Source organism: Enterobacter sp. ZOR0014 (assembly GCF_000798855.1).
Taxonomy (GTDB): domain Bacteria; phylum Pseudomonadota; class Gammaproteobacteria; order Enterobacterales; family Enterobacteriaceae; genus Enterobacter; species Enterobacter kobei.
Window position 1 is genome coordinate 1 of record NZ_JTLF01000048.1, and the last position, 21,678, is coordinate 21,678.

The window sequence follows — 21,678 nt, forward strand, 5'->3', positions numbered from 1 at the left end:
AAATCGGCGGGAATAATGATTAACACGGGTGAATTCATCTTTATCAAAAGATTTACGAACCATTTGGTGAATTCGTGGCTATGATAAAACTGTTAAATTGTTTTACGCAATTGTTAATGAATCATTCCGCATTATTTGATTAGCGCACAGGACAGATCCCTCGCCCCGTTGGGGAGAGGGTTAGGGTGAAGGGAAGAATTCAAACCGGCATGGATTTACGGATGGCGCTCAGCAGCGTCTGCGCACCCGTTGAGAGCGGCGTGTCTACGCGGGTTAAAATGCCGATAGGTTCACCGGCACCCGGGGCGGTCACCGGCAGAGCGGTCAGGGTTCCCTGACGCAAATCATCTTTTACCGCACCGGAGGGAACGAACCAGACGTAGTCATAATCGAGGGTGAGCTGGCGTGACAGCGAGGCCGACAGCGTTTCGATACACCCTGAGGGTAGTGTACATCCCTGCATTTGCAGCAAGTTTTCGGCGGCCTGGCGCGGGACGGTGCCTTTCGGGCAGACCACCACGGGCCATTCCATGACGCGGCTTAACGTCACGGTATCCTGCAGTAAAGGATGGTCGGGACGCACCACCAGCTTCAGGGATTCCAGAAACAGCAGTTCGTAATTGAGACCGCCCATCAGTTCAGGGTCAGACATACGACCGATACCCAGATCCAGTTCCCCCGATTTGAGCCCCGCGAGCAGCATGGTGTTATTCATGGTGGCAACCTGAATCGTGGTATGCCGTTGCTGCTTGTGGAATTGACCAATCACGGGCGGCAAAATGCCCAGCGCTGCGGTAGGCAAGGCACCCACACGTACCACGTCACTGGTGTGCTCTTCTTTTCTGTGCAGGGACTGGCCTGCGGTGTTGAGCGCATCCAGCACCTTAACGGCGTGCGTCAGGAACTGTTCGCCCACGAGGGTAAGCTGTGCGCCCAACCGACCGCGATCGAAAAGACGGGCGCCGGTGAGCTGTTCCAGCTCGTTAAGGGTTTTTGAGAGCGCAGGCTGGCTCAGATTAAGGGTTTCAGCCGCTCGCCCCAGCGTTCCCTGTTGAGCGACGGCCACAAATGTATGCAAATGGCGCAAGCGTATGCGCTGACTGAACAGACCATTTTTTTCCATAGGCGATGTTAAAAACAGAGCGATGCGGGTGACAAGTTAAGTTGTTTAATTTTGATAACCTGATAGCAAAATATTTTTAACATTTGATCTGTTTGAGTTACAACATGTTTTTCAGGAGGGGCTGCAGGCGAACGTCCTTGTTCATTTATTGCTCATTTCCGAGGGGTTACATCAGTAACCCCTTAGATGACGCCATCCCCGCCGTCAGAACACCACACCTGACCGGAGGTATAGGAACACGCATCCGAGGCCAGCGTGACGTACAGCGGAGCAATTTCTACCGGCTGACCCGGACGCCCCAGTGGCGTATCGCCGCCAAACTCCTTCACTTTTTCCATTGGCTGACCGCCGCTTGACTGCAGTACCGTCCAGTACGGTCCAGGCGCCACCGCGTTGACGCGAATGCCTTTTGGGCCCAGCTGTTTGGCTAAGGATTTAGTAAATACGGCCAGACAGGCTTTCGTCTGGGCGTAGTCCAGCAGCACGGGGCTGGGCTTCACTGCCTGAACCGAGGAGGTGTTAATGATAACGGACGACGCCTTCAGATGGCGCAGCGCCGCCTTGGTGATCCAGAAGGGGGCATAAACGTTGGTTTTAAACGTCGCGTCAAAGTCTTCGGTGGTGAGCTCTTCCAGAGACTCCCGGTACTGCTGACGGCCCGCGTTATTGATCAGAATATCCAGGCCACCCAGCTTCGAGACGGCTTCCTCGACCAGATTCTGACAGAAGGTTTCATCCCGGATATCCCCCGGCAGCGCGATGGCTTTGCGTCCTTCCGCTTTGATCAGCGCGATCACCTCTGCGGCGTCTTTTTCCTCTTCAGGCAAATAGTTGATGGCAACGTCAGCCCCTTCACGGGCATAGGCGATAGCCACCGCGCGACCTATCCCGGAGTCACCCCCGGTGATCAGCGCTTTTTTGCCGGTAAGGCGGCCATGCCCTTTGTAGCTTTTTTCCCCATGATCGGGTACAGGTTGCATCTCTGATGCCAGTCCCGGCGGCGTTTGCGGCTGTTCCGGGAACGGGGGTTGCGGGTAAGCGTTCGTACGTTGTGTAGTATCACTCATAGCTGACTCCTTAAGCCAAGGGGTGAGATTTGATGGATAGTTGCAGCGTTAACGCTTCGCTGAATTATTTCTGCAAACGATCAACACGGACGACGGCAGGAGATGATTTTTTATCAAGCGAACCGTTGATACTGATCATCTGGTCGGGTTTTACCGTTCTGCCGTCGAAGACTGCCTGGGGAATAATAACGTCGATTTTTCCGGTTTTATCCTGGAATACAAACTTATCGCCGCTACCGTCAATAAGATTACCGCGTAATGAAATTGTCGCACCGTCATGCATTTGTTTTGCCTGATCGATGGTCATAATACGCGCATCATCGGTTCCACGATATCCGCTATCCAGCGCGTGAGGCGGGGGCGGCGCGTCACCTTTTTGTAACCCGCCGTTATTATCTGCCCATGCTGATGGAACCAAAAATATCAAAAAAGCGGAAATAAGTGATAATTTCATCTGATATCCTTCATTTTTGGGTGTCTTGACTTATTAAGTATTGTTGCTATTCCTTTATGTGGCAAATGTGATAAGTCTTAAAAACAATCTCTTTTGAAATCAAAACATTCATAAAATAAGCGAAACGGTGACGACAACAATGAAGCGTGAAAATGAAAAGTTACCCGGGATAGATGAGAGTTATCGCTTGCTCAGGTTTGAATATGCATTTCGCCAGGTGGGTTTTGTGCTGCTTTTAGGTATTATCATCGCAGCGATGGCCGGTCTGTTTTCCAGCGGCATGGTGAGCGACACGTCCAGGACCAATTCTGCTAAATCTCTGACCATTCACTATGAACGCTTTGGCCGTCGGGAGACCGAGTCAAGGATGCAATTTACGTTTCCGGTGAAAACGGCGGGTCACTTCACGCTCAGCATCACCAGCGAGCGCAGCGACGTTTACGAACCCGGCAGCGTCTGGCCACAGCCGGACAGAATGTATAGCCGTGGGAAAACCCTCTATTTCGTCTATGACACGCTCCAGAATTCAGACAGGTTCTCCGTGTTGTACTTCACGACCCCGACCCGGGCCGGTAAGTGGAATACTGTCATCCGTGCAAACAACGAGCCGGAGATCACCGTCTGGCAATTTATTTACCCGTAGGAGGCTGATATGGATATGGTCTTTCGTGCGCTGGCGATTTATCTGTTTCTCGTGGTGGTATTTGAAGTGGCGGGGCGACGCGCGCTGCTACAGATGACCAGCTTTGATCTTATTCTACTGTTAATTATTAGTGAAGCCACGCAGCAGGCGCTTCTGGGGCAGGACTTTTCTGTCACCGGGGCGATGATAACGATTACCACGCTGGTGGTGGTGGATATTCTCTTTGGGTTGATGAAGAAATATTTTTCCCCGGTGGAAAATATTCTGGATGGTAATCCCGTCATTCTTGTCGAGAATGGCGTGCCGTTAGCGGATAAACTTAAAAAAGTCGACGTATCCTGTGATGATATTCTGGTGTCAGCGCGTCAGAATAATGGCATTACAAAAATGAGTGAAATCAAATATGCCATATTCGAACGTAATGGGCATATTTCAATCATTCCTTTTGAGAAAAAAGAGGCGGCAAAATGAGCAATCTGTTTCACGACGATCATTATACCGTAAGTGAATTAACGAAAAAGCTGGCGAGTAAATTAACCGATGCCGGGCTGCGCTTAACCACGGCGGAATCCTGTACGGGGGGAAAGCTCTCGGTCGCGTTGTGCGCAGAAGAGAACACCGCCGATTTTTATGATGTCGGGCTGGTGGTGTTCAGCGATGAAGCAAAAGCGCGGATCCTCGGCGTGCGTTCTGAAACGCTGGCGCGCTATACCGCCGTCAGCGAACCGACGGTGGGCGAGATGGCCGCCAGTATCCGCGATATGGCCCAGGCGGATATCAGCATTGCCATCAGCGGATACGCAGGCCCTGAAGGGGGCGACGATGGGACGGCGGCAGGGACGGTCTGCTTTGGCTGGAATATTTGCGGCGAGACGAAAACCCGCACCGTTCTTTTCTCCGGTGACTGTCAGGACGTGGTGGAAAAAGCGGTGCATTTTGCGCTGGCTGAACTGGTAACAACCTTGTCGGACGACAATATCGGGTAAATTCTCGTGGAGGTTGTATGGCTGTCATAGTGATTACTGGCGGGACGGCGGGCGTGGGAAAAGCCACGGCACTGCACTTTGCAAAGGCGGGCTACGATGTGGGACTTATCGCCCGCGATGAAGCCAGCCTGCACTCCACTCAGGAGGAATTAAAGCGCTTTGGGGTCAATGCCCACGCGGTGCAGGCGGACGTCGCCGACAGTCAGGCGGTGGTGGATGCGGCTAACGAGATTGAGTATCGCCTTGGGGCGATTGACGTGTGGGTTAACAATGCCATGGGCGCCGTGCTGGCACCGTTTCGCACCCTTACGCCGGATGAGTTTCGTCGTGTGACTGACGTGACCTACCTCGGCTTTGTCAACGGCACTCGCGCCGCGCTGGAGCTGATGGTGCCCCGCGACAGAGGCGTGATTATCCAGGTGGGATCCGCGCTGGCCTACCGTTCCATTCCTTTGCAGTCCGCTTACTGTGGCGCCAAAGCGGCGATCCGCGGCTTCACCGATGCGGTGCGTACCGAACTGATGCATGAAAACAGCCGGGTTCAGCTTTCGATGGTTCAGATGCCGGGGCTTAACACGCCGCAGTTCGAATGGGCGAGGAATAAGTTCGCCTGGGCGATGCGCCCGGTGCCACCGGTTTTTGAGCCCGAAGTCGCCGCCCGCGCCATCTTTAAGGTTGCACAAAAACCGGTACGGGAACTGTGGGTGGGAAGCAGCACGATTCAGTCGATCGTCGGGCAATTTCTTTTCCCGGGTTTACTTGACCGGCTGATGGTTAAAAAAGCCTGGGAAGGTCAGATGACCGACGATCTGAACGCACCGGATCGCCGGGACTATCTTGACCAGCCGGTTAATGATCTGCACAAAATCCATGGCCGTTTTACAGACGAGGCGAAGAACCGAGCCCCGTCCGTCACCTCCGGTATGCCTGGCAAGGTGGCACTGGGCGCCCTCGCGGTGGCGGGGATTATGCTGACCCGCCTGATAATTCGAGGGAGAAGATAATCAGCGCAGCGCGCTACGGTGGGTCCAGAACCAGCGGTAACCGTAGCCGCCAAGAGTGAGCTCGACGGTTTTGCCGCACACCAGCGCGTCGTCGTAGCGTTTGTCCGCGAGACAGGCAGTCCAGGTGGCATTGCGGATCCCTTTTGCGGCGAACTTCACCGGCTGGTCGCTGAAGTTGACGAAGGTCAGGATGCTGCGTTCATCGGTCTCGTAATACAGCCCCAGCACCGCGTCGTGATCGAGGGTAATGAGACGAAAGGGCGCAACGGCAATTTCGGGGAACTCTGAGCGGGTATTGGCAATATCCATGATGCGGTGCAGAAGCGAGTTGCGGTGAAGCAGCGAATCAGCGACGTTGATTTTCTGATAGCGATACGGGCCGCGATCGATGATGGGGGCAATAAATTTTTCCGGGTTGGCCGCGGAAAAACCGCCCCCCGCCGATCCGGCCCACTGCATCGGCGTACGAACGGCGTAACGCTCTTCCAGTTCCAGGTCGTCGCCCATGCCGATCTCATCCCCGTAGCGCATCACCGGGACACCCGGCAGGGAAAAGAGCACGGCGTGACAGAACGCCAGCCGCTTGTGATCGCCATTCAGCATCGGCGCCAGGCGGCGGCGGATCCCGCGCTGATAGACGTTCATCTCTTCGTCAGGGGCGAAGGTATCAAGGACAAACTGCTTATCTTTCTGACTAATGCCCTCCAGATCCAGCTCGTCATGATTGCGCAGCCAGTTGGCAAAACAGCATGAGTCGGGCGGGACGATCATCTTTTTCACCGCATTACGCAGCGGACGGGCACTTTTCCTCGCCAGGCTGACGTAGAAATACTTATTGAGCCAGAAATTGAGCACCAGATTCAGGCGATCGTTATTGCCGAAGTAGTCTTTATACGTCTTGACGTCGACGTCGACTTCACCCAGCAGGATCGCGTCTGGATTACGTTGCTCAATAAGACGGCGCATATGCTCCAGGATCCAAAGCCCTTTTTTTTCGTCACCGTTTCCTGCCTGTCTGGTGAGGTGGGTGGCGGCATCCAGGCGAAAGCCCGACACCCCCAGCTTAAGCCAGAACAGAATGATGTTCTCAATCTCTTTAAGTACCGCAGGCGAGGTCAGGTTCAGATCCGGCTCATGGCGATAAAACATATGCCGGTAGTACTGTCCCGCCTCGTCGTCCCAGCTCCAGACGCTTTTTTCCACGCCGGGAAACATTGGGGGCGTGTCGTCATCGTCGTTGTCCGACCAGAGGTAGTAATCACGATAGGGGGATGCCGGGTTTCGGCGGGCCTGCTGGAACCACGGATGCGCGTCTGAGGTATGCTGGATCAGCAGCTCAATAATGACCTGCATGCCCAGCTCCCGGGCCTGTCCGATAAAGGCGATGATATCGGCCAGTTTACCGAAGCGCGGATCCACCTGCAGATGGTCGCTAACGTCGTAGCCTTCGTCCAGAAAGGGGGTGAGGTAAAATGGGGTGATCCAGATAACCGTCGCGCCCATGCGGCGGATATAACGCAGCTTGGCCGCAATTCCGGCGATGTCTCCACAACCATCGCCGTTCATATCATAAAACAGTGCGGTATCAATTTGATAAATAATGGCCCGTATATGCCAGTCTGTCATAGCGTTCCTCAGTGATAGCCTTCAGTATCCGACACTTTGCCCCGGAAGACGTAGTAGCTCCAGGCGGTGTACACCAGAATCACCGGAATGATCAGCAGGGTGCCGACCAGCATAAACAGCTGGCTGGCGGGCGGTGCCGCGGCTTCCCACAGGGTGATATGGGGCGGAATAATGTTTGGCCACAGGCTGATACCCAGGCCGCTAAAACCGAGGAAGATCAGCCCCAGCGTGAGCAGGAACGGACGCGAGTGGCTGGCCGGGTTGCGGGTCAACCGCCAGATCAGCACCGTAAACAGCCCTACCAGCAGGGGAACCGGCAGGAACCAGAAGAAGTTGGGCAAGGTAAACCAGCGGTCGGCCACGTACTGCCAGCCAAGCGGCGTCCAGACGCTGACCACCGCAATAACCACCACCAGTGCCAGCAGCACGTGGCGCGTCAGCTCGCGCATGCGGTTTTGCAGTGCGCCTTCACTTTTCATTATGAGCCAGGTGGTCCCCAGCAGCGTATAGGCAACGACCAGCCCGATGCCACAGAAAAGATTGAAGGGCGTCAGCCAGTCAAGCGCAGAGCCGACAAAGCGCCGGCCTTCCACGTCAAAGCCATTGATCACTGCCCCTACGACGATCCCCTGGCTGAAGGTGGCGAGTAAGGACCCGCCTGCGAAGGAGTAGTCCCAGAATTTGCGGTGTGAGGGCGTCGCTTTAAAACGGAACTCAAAGGCGACGCCGCGAAAGATGAGGCCGATGAGCATGGCGGTGAGGGGGATGGTCAACGCATCAATAATCACCGCGTAGGCCAGCGGAAACGCGCCGAACAATCCCGCGCCGCCGAGTACCAGCCAGGTTTCGTTACCGTCCCACACCGGGGCCACGCTATTAACCATCACATCGCGTTCCCTGGCATCGCCCACGAAGTTGAACAGCAGACCGATGCCCAAATCAAAGCCATCCATAATGATGTACATCAGCGTGGCAAAGACGATGATGGCAAACCAGATAACAGCGATATCAACGCCCATCAGATTCTCTCCTGTTCTGAAACGGACTCCGCGGCAGACAGCGGACGGGCGGGAGTGCCCGACGTGTTTGACGTCAGCGTATCGACGGGCTGCGGACCTTTCTTAATCAACCTGATGAGGTAAACATACCCCACGCCGAACACCGACGAGTAGACAATGAAGAAGGCCAGCAAGCTGATGCTCATTTGCAGAGTACTGTGCAGGGAGACCGCATCAATCGTACGCAGATAACCATAGACCACCCACGGTTGACGGCCCACTTCGGTGGTTACCCAGCCGGCGAGCAGCGCCAGCAGCCCCGCTGGCCCCATGCAGAGCGCAAACCAGTGGAACGGGCGCGAGTGGAAAAGCCGGTGACGGTAGCGTAGCCAGAGGCTGAGCAGACCGAGGGTAATCATCAGCAGCCCCATCCCGACCATGATGCGGAACGACCAGAAAACGATGGTCGAGTTTGGGCGATCTTCTTTCGGGAAATCTTTCAGGGCCGGAACCTGTTTATCCAGGCTATGCGTCAGGATCAGGCTGCCGAGCGCCGGGATCTCGAGGCCGTATTTGGTGCGTTCCTCCTCCATATCCGGCAGGCCAAACAGCAGCAGTGGGGTGGCCTCGCCGGGCGGATTTTCCCAGTGTCCCTCAATGGCGGCGATTTTGGCGGGCTGATGCTCAAGCGTGTTCAGGCCGTGCATATCGCCCACCACCGCCTGGATGGGGGCGACCAGCAGTGCCATCCACATGGCCATCGAGAACATGGTTCGGATGGCGGGCGTATCGTTACCGCGCAGCAGGTGCCAGGCACCCGACGCGCCGACAAACAGCGCGCTGCTCAGAAACGCGGCAATAGCCATATGAATCAGGCGATAAGGGAAGGAGGGGTTAAAGACGATTGCCAGCCAGTCTTGCGGAATGACCTGTCCGTTCTCGATGGTGAACCCCTGCGGCGTATGCATCCAGCTGTTGGAGGCGAGGATCCAGAAGGTCGACATTAAGGTGCCGAGCGCGACCATGCAGGTGGAAAAGAAGTGCAGGCCCGGGCCAACCTTATTCCAGCCGAACATCATTACACCCAGGAAACCGGCTTCCAGGAAGAAAGCGGTTAAGACTTCATAGGTGAGGAGTGGACCGGTGATACTGCCCGCGAACTGTGAGAATCCGCTCCAGTTGGTGCCAAACTGGTACGCCATGACCAATCCGGAAACGACCCCCATACCGAAGTTAACGGCAAATATCTTTAGCCAGAAGTGATACAGCGATCGCCAGACGTCGTTTTTGGTGCGCAGCCACATCCCCTCCAGCACGACCAGATAGCTGGCGAGTCCGATGGTGATCGCGGGAAAAAGGATATGGAACGAGACGGTAAAAGCGAACTGAATTCTGGCCAGATGAAATGCATCGAGTTCGAACATGGTCCGTACCTCTGAAACGATGGGGCACGAGAATTGCCGGGCAGTTTATGGCTGCCCGGCAAAACCGATTACGGTTTAGTCTTACCGGCACCCAGCTCGGCACCGGTCAGCGGGTCGGAATGTGGATCGGACTTCGTACGGGCAGACATCGCCTTGACCAGGGTTGCCTGTTCGGTTGTGAGCGTGACGCTTGCGCTGCCATCGCCGCCGTCAACCGCAGGCTGGGGGGACTCAACGTAATCGAAATGTTTATCGCTGTTCCAGCTTCCGCGAACCTCTCCACCTTCAGACATATTGTAGTACTTGTTGGTGAATTCCTCGATTGGCGGCAATTTTCCCGGCGGGAAATTATTACGGATAGACTGCAGCGCCTTCTCAAAGGAGAGCTGATGCGCCGCCTCGCGCGTCATCAGAAACGCCAGGGCATCCTTTACGCCGGGATCGTCGGTCACGTTGATCAGCCGTTCATAGATGATTTTCGCTCTGGCCTCTGCTGCCACGTTTGAGCGCAGGTCCGCCGTTGGCTCGCCGATGGTGTCCACGTAGGCCGCCGTCCAGGGCACGCCCGCAGAGTTAGTGAGCGGGGTGCCACCACCGTAGAGCAGGGAGGTAATATGGCTGTCATTGCCGTTTTCGGTCATGGACCGATACAGCTCGGCCTCGTTTTCCACCCCTTCCGCCAGCGCGCCTTTCGCGCCTTTATTCAGCATGCCCACCAGGGTACCGATGATTTCGAGGTGGCTTAACTCCTCGGTCGCGATATCCATCAGCATATCTTTACGGCCCGGATCGTCATCGCTCAATCCTTGCGTAAAGTACCGGCAGGCGGCAGCCAGTTCGCCCTGCGGCCCACCGAACTGTTCCAGTAAAAGATTGGCGAGGCCTGGGTTCGGTTCAGCAACGCGAACCGTATATTGCAGCTGTTTAACGTGTCGGAACATGGCGATTCTCCCTGATTATTTTTTTGCTTCGACGCCCGATGCGTCTGAACGCAGCAGGAACTGTTCCGTGGTCTGCGGAATATGACGAATCAACCAGTCGGCCATCTCGCGCTCTTCCGCGAGGATCGTCTCAATGGCAGGCACCGACGCAACGTCACCCGCTTTTTTAGCCGCGGCAAGCAGCGAGGTGTAGCAGGCGATTTCAAACTGTTCAAAGACATAGCCGCTAATTGACCCCTTCACAATCTCATCAGAAGGGAACATCCCGCCGATGGACTGACCCAGCGCCGCCATCTTGCTCATTGAATCTTTCAAAACTGAACGAGAAATATCATTGCGATCAAGGATCTCCTCCAGCAATGTAATTTGGCGTTTTGTCTCATTAATATGTTGTTCAATTCTGGCGCGAACATCAGGATAATTATCGATACGGCTGGCCATGGATTCCAGCATTGACTCAGCTTGCTTTTCCATCGCATGGGCATCGCGTAGCCAGTCATGGTAGTGTTCTACGTGATTCATTATTATATCCTCATTTGGGGTTCGCTTATTTGGTCTCACTTTCAGCAGCCTGATCGGCACGCGCGGCACTGTAGCCAGATAAATGGCCGACAATATTAGCGTAGATGCTGATGATAATGACCCATAGTACGCTGCTCTTCCACCATATTACGGAAGGGATAGCGAGAATGAACCATATTATAGCTGCCGTTAAATGGCACCGTTTAATTGTCCTGGGACTGATGCTCATTTTATTTAACCTGTGTTATAGCGTCATTTTTGCGCTTTTTGGTTAATATTTCCTACGGCCAGATCGGTGAGTTTAAGGTCGGTCTCTTTTTCTTCTTTCAGTGTTTCTGCAAGAAGCTTAACGGCTTTTTTATAGCCAAGCTGCTCTGCCAGGGTGGCAAGGGTACCGTAGCTGGCAATTTCGTAATGCTCCACTTTTTGGGCTGCGGCAATTAACGCGGCATCACGCACTTCATTTTTCTCCGTGCTTTCGATGACTTCGTTCGCCTCTTCAATTAAGCCTTCCATTGCCACGCATTTCATGCGCTTGAGCTTGATACCGTCTTCCTGCTCGATAATCTGATCGATGCGTTCGATCTGACCCTGCGTCTCCTCGAGGTGTGCGGTAAAGGCGGCGCTCAGTTTCTCACTGGATGCGGCACGCGCAAGCTTGCTTAATGCCCGGGTAAGTTGCTTTTCCGCACTGTAGGTATCAGAGAGAAGATGAATAAATACGTCCTCTATACTTTTCATATTCATAATTATTACGCTCCGGTAAAGGATAAATAAAGAATGATTACTGCGAGCTTTTCAGCCCGCAGCATACTCTCGGGTTTTATAAAAGAGTATTAAATTAAATCAGGAGTTATCAGATTTACGGCCTCCGCCGTGACTATTCTGTCCTCCTTTTTTACCCGCTTCTGATGCGCGTTGTGGATCGTTTTTAAAGTTCCCACCGCTATGCTGGCCACCTTTACGCCCAGCTTCTGATGCTTTTTCACGGTCTTGCGCGAAATTACCGGAACCACCACGATGCTCTGCCATATTAAACCTCATATTCATATATTGGTTATGTCAGTACGATACGAATATATTCCGTATCACTCGTCGTTCGAGTAATAACTCTAGTCGCTGTGCGCTATTCGTCAAATGCGCTTTGCTATTTGCGGTATCGTTATTTTGAAATAATGACGGCTTTACGCTTCGCTTACCTGAAAAAATATGAAGGAGTGGGAAGGACTTGTAAACGAAGGGTGGGATTAGTCCTAAGTTTCCACTAAAAATTTGAAAGCTGAGGGTAAATAATAATGGCGCACCGAATGCGATTAATTTGTCGTCAGGAAGGGCTGTGCAGGCGACGGTAGCACACGGTTTGACCACTGTCGTCTTAAGATCACAAATCAGAAATTCTTCCCCCCGGAAGGAACGGGTTTCTCTACACTCCAGGTAATATTCACTGGAGGCATGACATCATGGCGAACACCATCACGGCTGATGATATTCGGGAACATTTTTCGCAGGCTATGTCGGCGATGTACCAGCAGGAAGTTCCGCAGTACGGCACGTTGCTCGAACTGGTCGCGGACGTAAACCTGGCGGTTCTGGAAAATAACCCACTATTACATGAACAACTGGCGAACGCCGATGAGCTTGCCCGTCTGAACGTGGAGCGCCACGGCGCGATCCGCGTCGGCACGGCGCAAGAGCTTTCCACCCTGCGTCGTATGTTTGCCATCATGGGCATGTATCCGGTCAGCTATTACGATCTCTCTCAGGCGGGGGTGCCGGTTCACTCAACGGCGTTTCGCCCGGTAGATGATGCGGCGCTGTGCCGGAATCCGTTTCGTATCTTTACCTCACTGCTGCGCCTTGAGCTGATTGAAAACGTCCCGCTACGCGAGCGCGCGGCGGAGATCCTTGCTCAGCGGAACATTTTTACCCCGCGCTGTCTGGCACTTCTCGATCTCTGGGAATCAGAAGGGCAGTTTACTGACGCCCAGGCGCGTGAGTTTGTTCAGGAAGCGCTGGAAACCTTCCGCTGGCACCGTCATGCGACGGTCGATCAGGAAACTTATCTGGCACTGCATAACGAACATCGCCTGATTGCGGATGTGGTCTGCTTCCCGGGGTGCCATATTAACCACCTCACGCCGCGCACGCTGGATATTGACCGGGTGCAGGAGTTGATGCCGAAGTATGGTATTGAGCCCAAAATTCTGATCGAAGGGCCGCCGCGTCGTGACGTGCCCGTGTTATTGCGTCAAACCAGCTTCAAGGCGCTCGAAGAGCCGGTGCTGTTTGCCGGTGAACATAAGGGCACCCACACCGCCCGCTTCGGTGAAATAGAACAGCGCGGCGTGGCGCTGACGCCGAAAGGCCGTGAACTGTACGATAGCCTGCTGGCTAAGGCCGGTACCGGCAAAGATAACCTGACGCACCAGCTTCATTTGCGTGAGATTTTCAGTGCCTTCCCGGACAGCGAGCTGTTAATGCGCCGCCAGGAACTGGCTTATTTCCGCTACCGTCTGACGCCCGCCGGGGAAGCCCATCGTCATGCGTTCCGTCCCGGCGACGATCCGCAGCCGCTGATTGAGCGCGGGTGGGTCGTTGCCCAGCCGATTACCTACGAAGATTTTCTTCCGGTCAGCGCCGCCGGGATTTTCCAGTCCAATCTCGGGAATGAAACTCAGGCGCGCAGTCACGGTAATGCCAGCCGCGACGCGTTTGAAGCCGCGCTCGGCTGCCCGGTGTATGACGAATTCTCCCTCTATGAGGAGGCTGAAACGCGCAGCAAACAGCGTTGCGGTTTGCTCTGAAACCGTTACTCTGCAGGGGTGTGATGGAAAAAATAAGGTCGTTATGCAAAATCCTTCCGCCCCTGTGGTTGAAACGCGCCAGGGCGCACTGACTGGTTTAACCGATGAAAATGTCCACCGCTGGTGCGGTATTCCCTATGCTGCACCGCCAGTGGGTGACTGGCGCTGGCGCTCACCGCGCCCACCAGAACGCTGGGATGGCGTTCGCGATGCCACTGCCTTTTCGGCCTCAAGCTGGCAAAGCAGTGAATATTGTCAGGAGCTGGGCGGGGGCGATCCCGGCCAGTTCTCTGAAGACTGTCTCTATCTGAATGTCTGGTCCCCCGTCGACCGCCCGGGATCGCTTCCGGTGATGGTCTGGCTGCACGGGGGCGGGTTTACGATTGGTGCCGGTGGTCTGCCACCGTATCACGGCAAATCCCTGGCCGCGCGCGGCGTGGTTGTGGTCACGATTAACTACCGTCTCGGCCATCTCGGCTTTTTCGCCCATCCCGCGCTGGAGGGGGAAGAAGAGCGGGTAGTGCATAATTTTGCTCTGCTTGATCAGATTGCCGCGCTTGAATGGGTGCGGGAGAATATCACCGCGTTTGGGGGCGACCCGCATAACGTGACCCTGTTTGGTGAGTCCGCTGGCGCCCGCAGCGTGCTGTCGTTGCTGGCCTCGCCGCTGGCGGAAGGGCTGTTCCACAAGGCGATAGTCCAGAGTGGATATACCTTGCCCGACACGCCGCGCCAGCTGGCACTGCAAAAAGGGGAAGCACTGGCCGCCCATTTTGGACTGGAAAACGCGACGGCAGAGCAGCTGCGCGCGATCCCGCCTGAGTCATTCTGGCCGCTGACCGCGCCACTCAACATCGCCCCGGCGCCGATCGTCGGGGATTGCGTCCTGCCGGAGGCCATGCTGGATGTTTTTTTCGCTGCCCGCCAGCACCCTGTGCCGGTGATGATAGGTTCTAACAGCGATGAAGCCAGCGTCATGGCGGTGTTTGGCATCGATCTCGCCGGGCAAATCCAGAAGCTTCGCCGGGAGCGTCGTTTTGGGCTGGGGCTCATCAAGCTGCTTTATCCGGGTGTGAAAGGCGACGAAGAGCTGGGCAGACAGGTGTGTCGCGATATGGCGTTTACCACCATGGGCTATGTCGTGATGCAGGCGCAGCAGCGTGTCGGCGGGCTTTGCTGGCGTTACTGGTTTGACTATGTCGCTGAAGCGGAGCATGCCACCTATATCAACGGCGCGTGGCATGGCAATGAAGTGCCCTACGTGTTCGATACCCTCGGCCAGGTGGAGCCTTCACGTCAGTATGTCAACGAACGGGATTTACAGTTTGCTGCCAGGGTAGCCGATTACTGGGTAAGCTTTGCGCGCGATGCCGGAACGCATGATAGCCTGTCTGGGCCGACGCACTGGCCCGCGTGCCGTAAAGGGCGGGACGTGCTGCTACGTATCGGTGTGAATAAACATGCAGGTTTCCGGCTTGAAAACCGCTTTATGCGCGCGCGCATGAGCCTCTTTAAACGGGTGATGAAGCACCACGTCAGCCTCGATTAAGTAAACAGGCGCGAAACGCCGCCAGACCATTTTCTTCGTCAGGCGTTTCGCGCAGCACCAGCCGGTAGCTCGCGCCGGTTTTTACGCTTGTCTCATAGGGCCGCATCAGCCTTCCGGCACCCACATCTTCTGCCACCAGCGTTTCGTCGGCAATGGCGACGCCCAGCCCCTGAATGGCGGCGGTAATGGCGAGATCCATCGTATCGAAGTGTTGATTTTTGTGCATAACAAACCCGGGACCTTCCTGCTTCGCCAGCCACAGTGACCAGTCGGTCTTATCCCGCGTCGGGTGAAGGAACGTCAGTGAACCCAGCGTTGTACCTGCCCGCACCGGGCTGAGGACCGGCGTGAGCGCCTCTTCGAACAGCAGATCGCCTGCGCTCATATGCGTGCCAAACACAATGGCCGCGTCGTAAGATTCGGTTTTGAAATTGACGTTATGATCGGTGGTGGTCGTCAGCGCGATCTGCAGATCCGGATGCGCGTGCTCCACCTCCAGCAGGCGCGGTACCAGCCAGCGCATGGCGCAGGTGGGGGCCTTAAGCCGGATCACGGTATGCTGGCTACGGGCCTGGTCGGCCACGGTCAGCAGCTGTTCGAAAGTGGATTGCAGCTCCGGAAGCAGGGCGCTGCCCTGCGGTGAGAGGCGCAGCCCGCGGGCGTGGCGCTCAAACAGCGGAAAGCCAAACCACGCCTCAAGGGAGGCGATCTTACGGCTCACGGCCCCCTGGGTAAGACACAGCTCTGCGGCGGCATGGGTAAGATTCAGATGACGCGCGGTGACTAAAAATGCGTCGATGGCGTTAAGGGGGAGCGAACGGCGAGACATTGAAACACCTCAGCTATGCATTTTTCTCATGGCTATTATGACAACAATTCGATTGTCCCGGCAACGCACTTGTTGTTTGAATAGTTATGCAACGTCCATGAGAAGGGAAAGAGGATGACTTTACGAACGCCGGTACAAACGCGCTCCAAACTGCCAGACGTGGGGACCACCATTTTTACCGTTATCGGCCAGCTTTCGGCACAGCATAACGCCATTAACCTTTCTCAGGGCGCACCGAATTTTTCCTGTGACCCGAAACTGATTGCAGGCGTCACCCGAGCGATGGCGTCAGGGCATAACCAGTACGCGGCGATGACCGGCCTGCAGCCGCTGAAAGAACGCATTGCCGATAAAATTGCCACGCTCTACGGCACGCAGTATGACCCTGCCAGCGAGGTGCTGGTGACCGCCAGCGCCAGCGAAGGGCTCTATTCAGCGATAAGCGGTCTCGTGCACCCCGGTGATGAGGTGATCTACTTTGAACCGTCCTTTGACAGCTACGCGCCGATTGTCCGTCTGCAGGGGGCTACCCCGATTGCTATCAAACTCACGGTGCCGGATTTTGCCGTCAACTGGGATGAGGTGCGTGCCGCGATCACCCCGCGCACGCGCATGATCATCATTAACACGCCGCACAACCCGAGCGGTCAGGTCTTCTGTGCCAATGACCTGCAACAGCTGGCGGCGCTGACGCGCCAGACCGACATCATTATTTTGTCTGACGAAGTGTACGAACACGTGGTTTTTGACGGTGAACCGCATCATGGAATGGCCACGCACCCGCAGCTGGCGGAGCGCAGCGTGATTATTTCATCTTTCGGAAAAACCTATCACGTCACCGGCTGGCGCGTAGGGTATTGTGTCGCCCCGGCGGTACTGATGGATGAGATTTGTAAAGTCCATCAATTTTTAATGTTCTCTGCCGATACGCCAATGCAGCACGCCTTTGCGGAGCATATGGTCGATCCGCAAACCTGGCTCTCGCTGTCGGCGTTTTACCAGCGTAAGCGCGATCTGCTGCACGGTCTGCTGGCCGATTCGCCGTTTACCCTGCTACCGAGCGCCGGGTCGTTCTTCATGCTGGCGGATTACAGCGCGTTCAGCGATGAGCGCGACAGCGAGCTGGTGAAACGGCTGATCGTGGAGTACGGCGTTGCCACCATTCCGCTGTCGGCGTTTTATGCGGACGGTACGGATAATAAATTGATTCGTCTCTCTTTTGCGAAAGATGAGGCGACGTTACGGGCAGGTGCCCAGGCCCTGTGTCGGGTTAAACCACGCTGAGATAAGCTCTGAGGAGTTGTAGATGAAATTACGCGCGTTAGTCGTCGGCATGGGATTGCTGTGTACCTTTTCGTCCTTCGCGGCGACCGAGCTGCGTTATGGTCTGGAAGCGGAATATCCGCCGTTTGAAAGCCGTAATGCCTCAGGCGAACTGGAAGGGTTTGACGTTGAGCTGGGGAATGCCATTTGCAAAGCGGCAGCGCTGAAGTGCAGCTGGGTGGAAACCTCGTTTGACGCGCTGATCCCGGGCCTGGTGGCGAAGAAATTCGACGCCATTAATTCGGCGATGAATATCACCGAGCAGCGCCGCAAGAGCATTGATTTTACCCAGCCGATTTACCGCATTCCGTCGCAGCTGGTCGGCAAGGCCGGTACGGCGGTAGAAGCGACCCCAGAAGGGCTGAAGGGGAAAACCATTGGCGTGCTGCAGGGCTCAATTCAGGAAACCTATGCGAAAGAGCACTGGGAAAAGCAGGGTGTCACCGTGGTGTCTTATAAAGATCAGAATATGGCCTGGGGCGACCTGCTTAATGGCCGTATCGACGCCTCGCTGGTGATGTCCGCGGCCGGGCAGGCAGGTTTCCTCAGCAAGCCGCAGGGGAAAGGGTTTGGCTTCATCGGCAAACCGGTGTCTGACGACACTATCCTCGGGAGTGGGATCGGTTTTGGGTTGCGTAAAGGTGACGAGGCCACCAAAAAGCAGCTTGATGCCGCGATTGATAAAGTGCGTGCCGACGGCACGATCGCTAAACTCGCTGATAAGTACTTTCCGGGTATCGATGTCAGCGTAAAATAACCGCCTCATTTGCCCCGGCGATCGATGTCGCGTCGGGGCATTTTTCTACACATTTTCCAGGCTTTCTTTACACCACTTTCGGGCCGTTCTGGTCGACAGAAAATATTTCTCACTTTGTTCATATAATCACCGGCCAACAATTGGATTCTTAACCATTTTTGTTTAGGCTGTGCGTTCTTTCTTGCCGTCATTTCGCCGAGCGCGAAACACATTCACACGACCATAAGGACGTTTTTCCAGGCATGAATCGCAGACGTTTTCTAAAAGGCTCGCTGGCAGTGGCAGCCCTGAGCGGCACCTCTGGCCTTGCTTCCCTGTTTTCCAAAGCGGCATACGCTGCTGACTCTGACATCGCTGACGGTCAGAGCCGTCGTTTTGACTTCTCCGTACTGCAATCCATGGCGCATGACCTGGCGAAAACCCCGTGGGGTGGTGCGCCACGTCCGCTGCCGGACACGCTGGCCACCATGACGCCGCAGGCGTACAACGCCATCCGTTACGATGAGAAGCAGTCTCTGTGGAACAACATTGAAGGGCGTCAGCTGGACGTGCAGTTCTTCCATATGGGAATGGGGTTCCGCCGCCGCGTGCGGATGTTCTCGCTGGACCAGTCTACCTCTATGGCGCGTGAGATCCACTTCCGACCGGAGTTGTTCAGCTACGGTGAAACCGGTGTGGATACCAAACAGCTGGAAGGGCAAAGCGATCTTGGCTTTGCAGGCTTCCGCGCCTTTAAGGCGCCGGAACTGGCGCGTCGCGATATCGTCTCTTTCCTCGGCGCAAGCTATTTCCGTGCGGTTGATGATACCTACCAGTACGGCCTTTCCGCGCGCGGTCTGGCGGTAGACACCTTTACTGACACGCCGGAAGAGTTCCCGGACTTCACCTCTTTCTGGTTTGAAACCGTTAAGCCAGGTGACACCACGTTTACCGTCTATACGCTGCTGGACAGCCCGAGCATCACCGGTGCCTATAAGTTCGTGATCCACTGCGAGAAGAGCCAGGTGATCATGGAGGTGGAAAACCACCTCTATGCGCGTAAAGACATTAAACAGCTCGGCATCGCGCCGATGACCAGTATGTTCAGCTGCGGCAATAACGAACGACGCATGTGCGACACCATTCACCCACAAATCCATGACTCAGACCGTCTGGCGATGTGGCGCGGCAACGGAGAGTGGATCTGCCGTCCGCTGAACAACCCGCAGAAGCTGCAGTTCAACGCCTATATGGACAAAAACCCTAAAGGGTTTGGTCTGCTGCAGCTGGATCGTGATTTCTCGCACTATCAGGACGTGATGGGCTGGTATAACAAGCGTCCAAGCCTGTGGGTAGAACCGCGCAACGACTGGGGTAAAGGCTCGGTTGGTCTGATGGAGATCCCGACCACCGGTGAAACGCTGGATAACGTGGTCTGCTTCTGGCAGCCGGAGAAAACGGTGAAAGCGGGCGACGAGCTGGACTTTAAATATCGCCTGTACTGGAGCGCAATGCCGCCGGTGCGTTCCCCGCTGGCTAATGTTTTCGCCACCCGCACTGGCATGGGCGGTTTCCCGGAAGGCTGGGCGCCAGGTGAAAATTACCCGAAAGTGTGGGCGCGCCGCTTTGCTATCGACTTTGTCGGTGGCGACCTGAAGGCCGCTGCGCCAAAAGGCATCGAGCCGGTGATTACTCTCTCCAGCGGTGAAGCGAAGCAGGTTGAGATCCTGTACGTAGAACCGTTTGACGGTTATCGCATTCTGTTTGACTGGTACCCAACCTCGGATTCGACCGAGCCGGTAGATATGCGCCTGTTCCTGCGCTGTCAGGGGGATACCATCAGTGAAACCTGGCTGTATCAGTATTTCCCGCCAGCGCCGGATAAACGTCACTACGTTGATGACCGGATAATGCGTTAATCCTTGTGGGATTGTGCCGGGTGGCGCTAACGCTTACCCGGCCTACAAATGCGTCCAGAGTAGGCCGGGTAAGGCGCAGCCGCCACCCGGCAATTGAGGGGCACCATGTCTGCAGAAATTATCCCCGTTACCCAGAATATCGAGCTTCGCGCCGTCGAAGAGCGCTATACCGCCGATCTCCATCACCTCGTCGTCAAAAACAAAACCTGGCTGCAAACCGCCTTTGACTGGGCGCAGCACGTGGGCGCCGAAGAGGATACCCGCCGCAATGTGCTAAGTAACCAGATGCTGCACCAGCGCGGCTACGCCAAAATGTTTTTGATCTTCCGGGATGATGCGCTGGTCGGCGTGCTGTCGTTTAATTCGATAGAGCCTGCCAACAAAGCGGGTTATATCGGTTACTGGCTGGACGAGGCGCATCAGGGGAAGGGGATCCTCTCTCAGTCATTGCAGGCGTTTATGCGCTATTACGCTGAGCGCGGCGAGATCCGCCGTTTTGTGATTAAGTGCCGGGTGGCGAATCAGAGCAGCAACAACGTTGCCCGGCGCAACGGTTTTACGCTGGAAGGGTGCCTGCGGGAAGCGGAATACCTGAATGGCCACTTTGACGATGTGAACATCTACGGGAAGATTTTTACCCTATAACGCCCCCAGCAGCGGTGTGCGGGTGATACGCTGGTCGCCGTTAATCACCTTTTCGCCACGCAGGTGAATGCTCTCACCCGAAAAGGCTTCAATGACCGCATCGTCGGTGATTTCAACCCGATGCTCGATCAACACATCGCCGCTGATCCGGGCGCGTCCCTGAATCACCACTTTATCGTCAAGCATGATCGGCCCCCCGCGCAGCCATGCCTGACCGCCGATCAGGACGTGGTGCTTAATGACGCAGTTGCCTTCCACGACGGCATTTTCCGCCACCTGTGAACTGTAGCGCACGGTGGGGATGGCGTCGTCGTCGAAACCGGCAATCAGACGGGCGTTACCGTATACCTTTGCGCAGTCGCACACCCAGACGTTATTGAGATCGTTCCCTTCGAGGATCGCACTGTCGAATACCTCAGCGCGGTGTTCAATAAACGCATTGTCCACCATCGCTTCGCCGTAGATCTGTGCCTGATGCACAACGCGCGACCGGCTTACCGTCGCTTTGTCATAGATTTGCAGGATCTGGTCGTGGTCCGGCGTCAGTCCTTTGGCGGCGATGATGACGCTGTTATGCAGGATGCGCGCGTCGCCGAAGATGTGGCACTCGCCCCGCACGCAGGAGTGCTGAATGGTGACGTTGTCACTTATCCGCGCGCCGTGACTGACTTCGGCGCTGTCCAGCCAGCAGTGACCGCTGATGCGGGCGTCATGGCTGACGGTACAGGGCAGGGTCAGGCGCGCGTGATCCGACACGGTAGCACCGGCGAACACCACGCTGTTCTCGTCATAGATCCAGCAATCCCCATTCTGTGACAGGGCGCGCGCGTCATCAACCCAGCCACCTTTCGTACCGGCCGTGACATCGTTAAAATCTGCCGTGGCGATGATCTGCCGTAAGGTTGTCGTGTGGGTTGTTTCGCCGTTTTTCCATTGCCAGAGGCGGGTTTCATCGCTGAGCCGATACTTTTTCATCGTGTGATCCCTGATAAGCGTCTTCACTAAACGTAGCAAACTTTTGGTTTTTCGTTGTGCTGGCATCCGTTGCGGAAACCCCTTAAAATGGCATTTAAAATACATTTTAA

The 21,678-nt window shown here is 55.5% G+C and carries 23 protein-coding genes; 10 read left to right on the plus strand and 13 right to left on the minus strand.

Annotation, left to right across the window (positions count from 1 at the left end):
- Positions 1-199 precede the first annotated feature (199 nt).
- The 3 genes from L977_RS01995 to L977_RS02005 all read right to left on the minus strand — a co-directional run bounded on the left by L977_RS01995 (position 200) and on the right by L977_RS02005 (position 2,644).
- Complete coding sequence (locus tag L977_RS01995) at positions 200-1,123, minus strand: LysR substrate-binding domain-containing protein (protein WP_014883781.1); 924 nt, start codon at positions 1,121-1,123, stop codon at positions 200-202.
- Between the two features lie 182 nt (positions 1,124-1,305).
- On the minus strand, positions 1,306-2,190 hold the full coding sequence (locus tag L977_RS02000) for an SDR family oxidoreductase (RefSeq protein WP_014883782.1): 885 nt from the start codon (positions 2,188-2,190) through the stop codon (positions 1,306-1,308).
- Positions 2,191-2,254: 64 nt separating this feature from the next.
- Positions 2,255-2,644: a YdeI family stress tolerance OB fold protein gene (locus tag L977_RS02005; RefSeq protein WP_014883783.1), complete on the minus strand. Its 390-nt coding sequence runs from the start codon at positions 2,642-2,644 to the stop codon at positions 2,255-2,257.
- Between the two features lie 139 nt (positions 2,645-2,783).
- Here L977_RS02005 and L977_RS02010 point away from each other — a divergent pair, with 139 nt between their 5' ends.
- From L977_RS02010 to L977_RS02025, 4 genes are read left to right on the plus strand one after another with little or no spacing between them, the layout of a single operon-like run.
- The gene (locus L977_RS02010; RefSeq protein ID WP_023330382.1) at positions 2,784-3,287 is read left to right on the plus strand and encodes a hypothetical protein; all 504 of its coding nucleotides are present in this window, start codon (positions 2,784-2,786) and stop codon (positions 3,285-3,287) included.
- A 9-nt stretch (positions 3,288-3,296) separates the two neighbouring features.
- Positions 3,297-3,758, plus strand: a complete 462-nt coding sequence (locus L977_RS02015) for a DUF421 domain-containing protein (RefSeq protein WP_047624518.1) — start codon at positions 3,297-3,299, stop codon at positions 3,756-3,758.
- A complete protein-coding gene (locus tag L977_RS02020; protein ID WP_014883786.1) occupies positions 3,755-4,273 on the plus strand; it encodes a 2-oxo-tetronate isomerase in 519 nt (172 codons plus the stop codon). Before L977_RS02015 ends, L977_RS02020 begins: the two co-directional genes overlap by 4 nt.
- 17 nt (positions 4,274-4,290) lie before the next feature.
- Positions 4,291-5,277, plus strand: coding sequence for an SDR family oxidoreductase (locus L977_RS02025; RefSeq protein ID WP_014883787.1), 987 nt, complete (start codon positions 4,291-4,293; stop codon positions 5,275-5,277).
- Here the strand turns inward: L977_RS02025 and L977_RS02030 are convergent, their stop codons facing one another.
- The 8 genes from L977_RS02030 to L977_RS02065 form a co-directional block, all read right to left on the minus strand.
- Positions 5,278-6,903 (minus strand): alpha-amylase family protein, encoded by a 1,626-nt coding sequence (locus L977_RS02030; RefSeq protein ID WP_047624520.1) that lies wholly within the window; start codon positions 6,901-6,903, stop codon positions 5,278-5,280.
- Positions 6,904-6,911: 8 nt separating this feature from the next.
- Positions 6,912-7,922 carry a cytochrome d ubiquinol oxidase subunit II gene (gene cydB, locus L977_RS02035; RefSeq protein ID WP_014883788.1) on the minus strand — a complete coding sequence of 337 codons (1,011 nt, stop codon included), beginning with the start codon at positions 7,920-7,922 and terminating at the stop codon, positions 6,912-6,914.
- Positions 7,922-9,325: a cytochrome ubiquinol oxidase subunit I gene (locus L977_RS02040; protein ID WP_045268128.1), complete on the minus strand. Its 1,404-nt coding sequence runs from the start codon at positions 9,323-9,325 to the stop codon at positions 7,922-7,924. The genes cydB and L977_RS02040 overlap by 1 nt, the downstream gene beginning before the upstream one ends.
- A gap of 68 nt (positions 9,326-9,393) precedes the next feature.
- On the minus strand, positions 9,394-10,266 hold the full coding sequence (locus L977_RS02045) for a manganese catalase family protein (RefSeq protein WP_008502274.1): 873 nt from the start codon (positions 10,264-10,266) through the stop codon (positions 9,394-9,396).
- A gap of 15 nt (positions 10,267-10,281) precedes the next feature.
- Positions 10,282-10,788, minus strand: a complete 507-nt coding sequence (locus tag L977_RS02050; RefSeq protein WP_024908416.1) for a ferritin-like domain-containing protein — start codon at positions 10,786-10,788, stop codon at positions 10,282-10,284.
- Between the two features lie 25 nt (positions 10,789-10,813).
- The gene (locus tag L977_RS02055; protein WP_023335667.1) at positions 10,814-11,017 is read right to left on the minus strand and encodes a hypothetical protein; all 204 of its coding nucleotides are present in this window, start codon (positions 11,015-11,017) and stop codon (positions 10,814-10,816) included.
- 23 nt (positions 11,018-11,040) lie between these two features.
- Positions 11,041-11,535 carry a YciE/YciF ferroxidase family protein gene (locus L977_RS02060; protein WP_047624528.1) on the minus strand — a complete coding sequence of 165 codons (495 nt, stop codon included), beginning with the start codon at positions 11,533-11,535 and terminating at the stop codon, positions 11,041-11,043.
- A gap of 99 nt (positions 11,536-11,634) precedes the next feature.
- A complete protein-coding gene (locus L977_RS02065; RefSeq protein ID WP_014883792.1) occupies positions 11,635-11,820 on the minus strand; it encodes a general stress protein in 186 nt (61 codons plus the stop codon).
- A gap of 428 nt (positions 11,821-12,248) precedes the next feature.
- Here L977_RS02065 and hglS point away from each other — a divergent pair, with 428 nt between their 5' ends.
- Entirely contained in the window at positions 12,249-13,592 is a 1,344-nt protein-coding gene (hglS, locus tag L977_RS02070; protein WP_045282088.1) for a 2-oxoadipate dioxygenase/decarboxylase HglS, read from the plus strand.
- A 43-nt stretch (positions 13,593-13,635) separates the two neighbouring features.
- A complete protein-coding gene (locus tag L977_RS02075; protein ID WP_014883794.1) occupies positions 13,636-15,141 on the plus strand; it encodes a carboxylesterase/lipase family protein in 1,506 nt (501 codons plus the stop codon).
- Here the strand turns inward: L977_RS02075 and L977_RS02080 are convergent.
- Positions 15,128-15,970, minus strand: coding sequence for a LysR family transcriptional regulator (locus L977_RS02080; protein ID WP_047624531.1), 843 nt, complete (start codon positions 15,968-15,970; stop codon positions 15,128-15,130). The genes L977_RS02075 and L977_RS02080 overlap by 14 nt on opposite strands.
- 114 nt (positions 15,971-16,084) lie before the next feature.
- On the opposite strand from L977_RS02080, the gene L977_RS02085 reads away from it, so the two are divergent.
- The 4 genes from L977_RS02085 to rimL all read left to right on the plus strand — a co-directional run bounded on the left by L977_RS02085 (position 16,085) and on the right by rimL (position 20,593).
- Complete coding sequence (locus tag L977_RS02085; protein WP_047624532.1) at positions 16,085-17,254, plus strand: pyridoxal phosphate-dependent aminotransferase; 1,170 nt, start codon at positions 16,085-16,087, stop codon at positions 17,252-17,254.
- 22 nt (positions 17,255-17,276) lie between these two features.
- Positions 17,277-18,050 carry a transporter substrate-binding domain-containing protein gene (locus L977_RS02090; RefSeq protein WP_023330389.1) on the plus strand — a complete coding sequence of 258 codons (774 nt, stop codon included), beginning with the start codon at positions 17,277-17,279 and terminating at the stop codon, positions 18,048-18,050.
- Between the two features lie 242 nt (positions 18,051-18,292).
- Positions 18,293-19,948 (plus strand): glucan biosynthesis protein D, encoded by a 1,656-nt coding sequence (locus L977_RS02095; RefSeq protein ID WP_047624534.1) that lies wholly within the window; start codon positions 18,293-18,295, stop codon positions 19,946-19,948.
- 105 nt (positions 19,949-20,053) lie between these two features.
- Entirely contained in the window at positions 20,054-20,593 is a 540-nt protein-coding gene (gene rimL / locus L977_RS02100; RefSeq protein ID WP_047624535.1) for a 50S ribosomal protein L7/L12-serine acetyltransferase, read from the plus strand.
- Here the strand turns inward: rimL and ydcK are convergent.
- Entirely contained in the window at positions 20,588-21,568 is a 981-nt protein-coding gene (gene ydcK, locus L977_RS02105) for a YdcK family protein (RefSeq protein ID WP_047624536.1), read from the minus strand. The two genes, rimL and ydcK, sit on opposite strands and share 6 nt — an antisense overlap.
- Positions 21,569-21,678 lie beyond the last annotated feature (110 nt).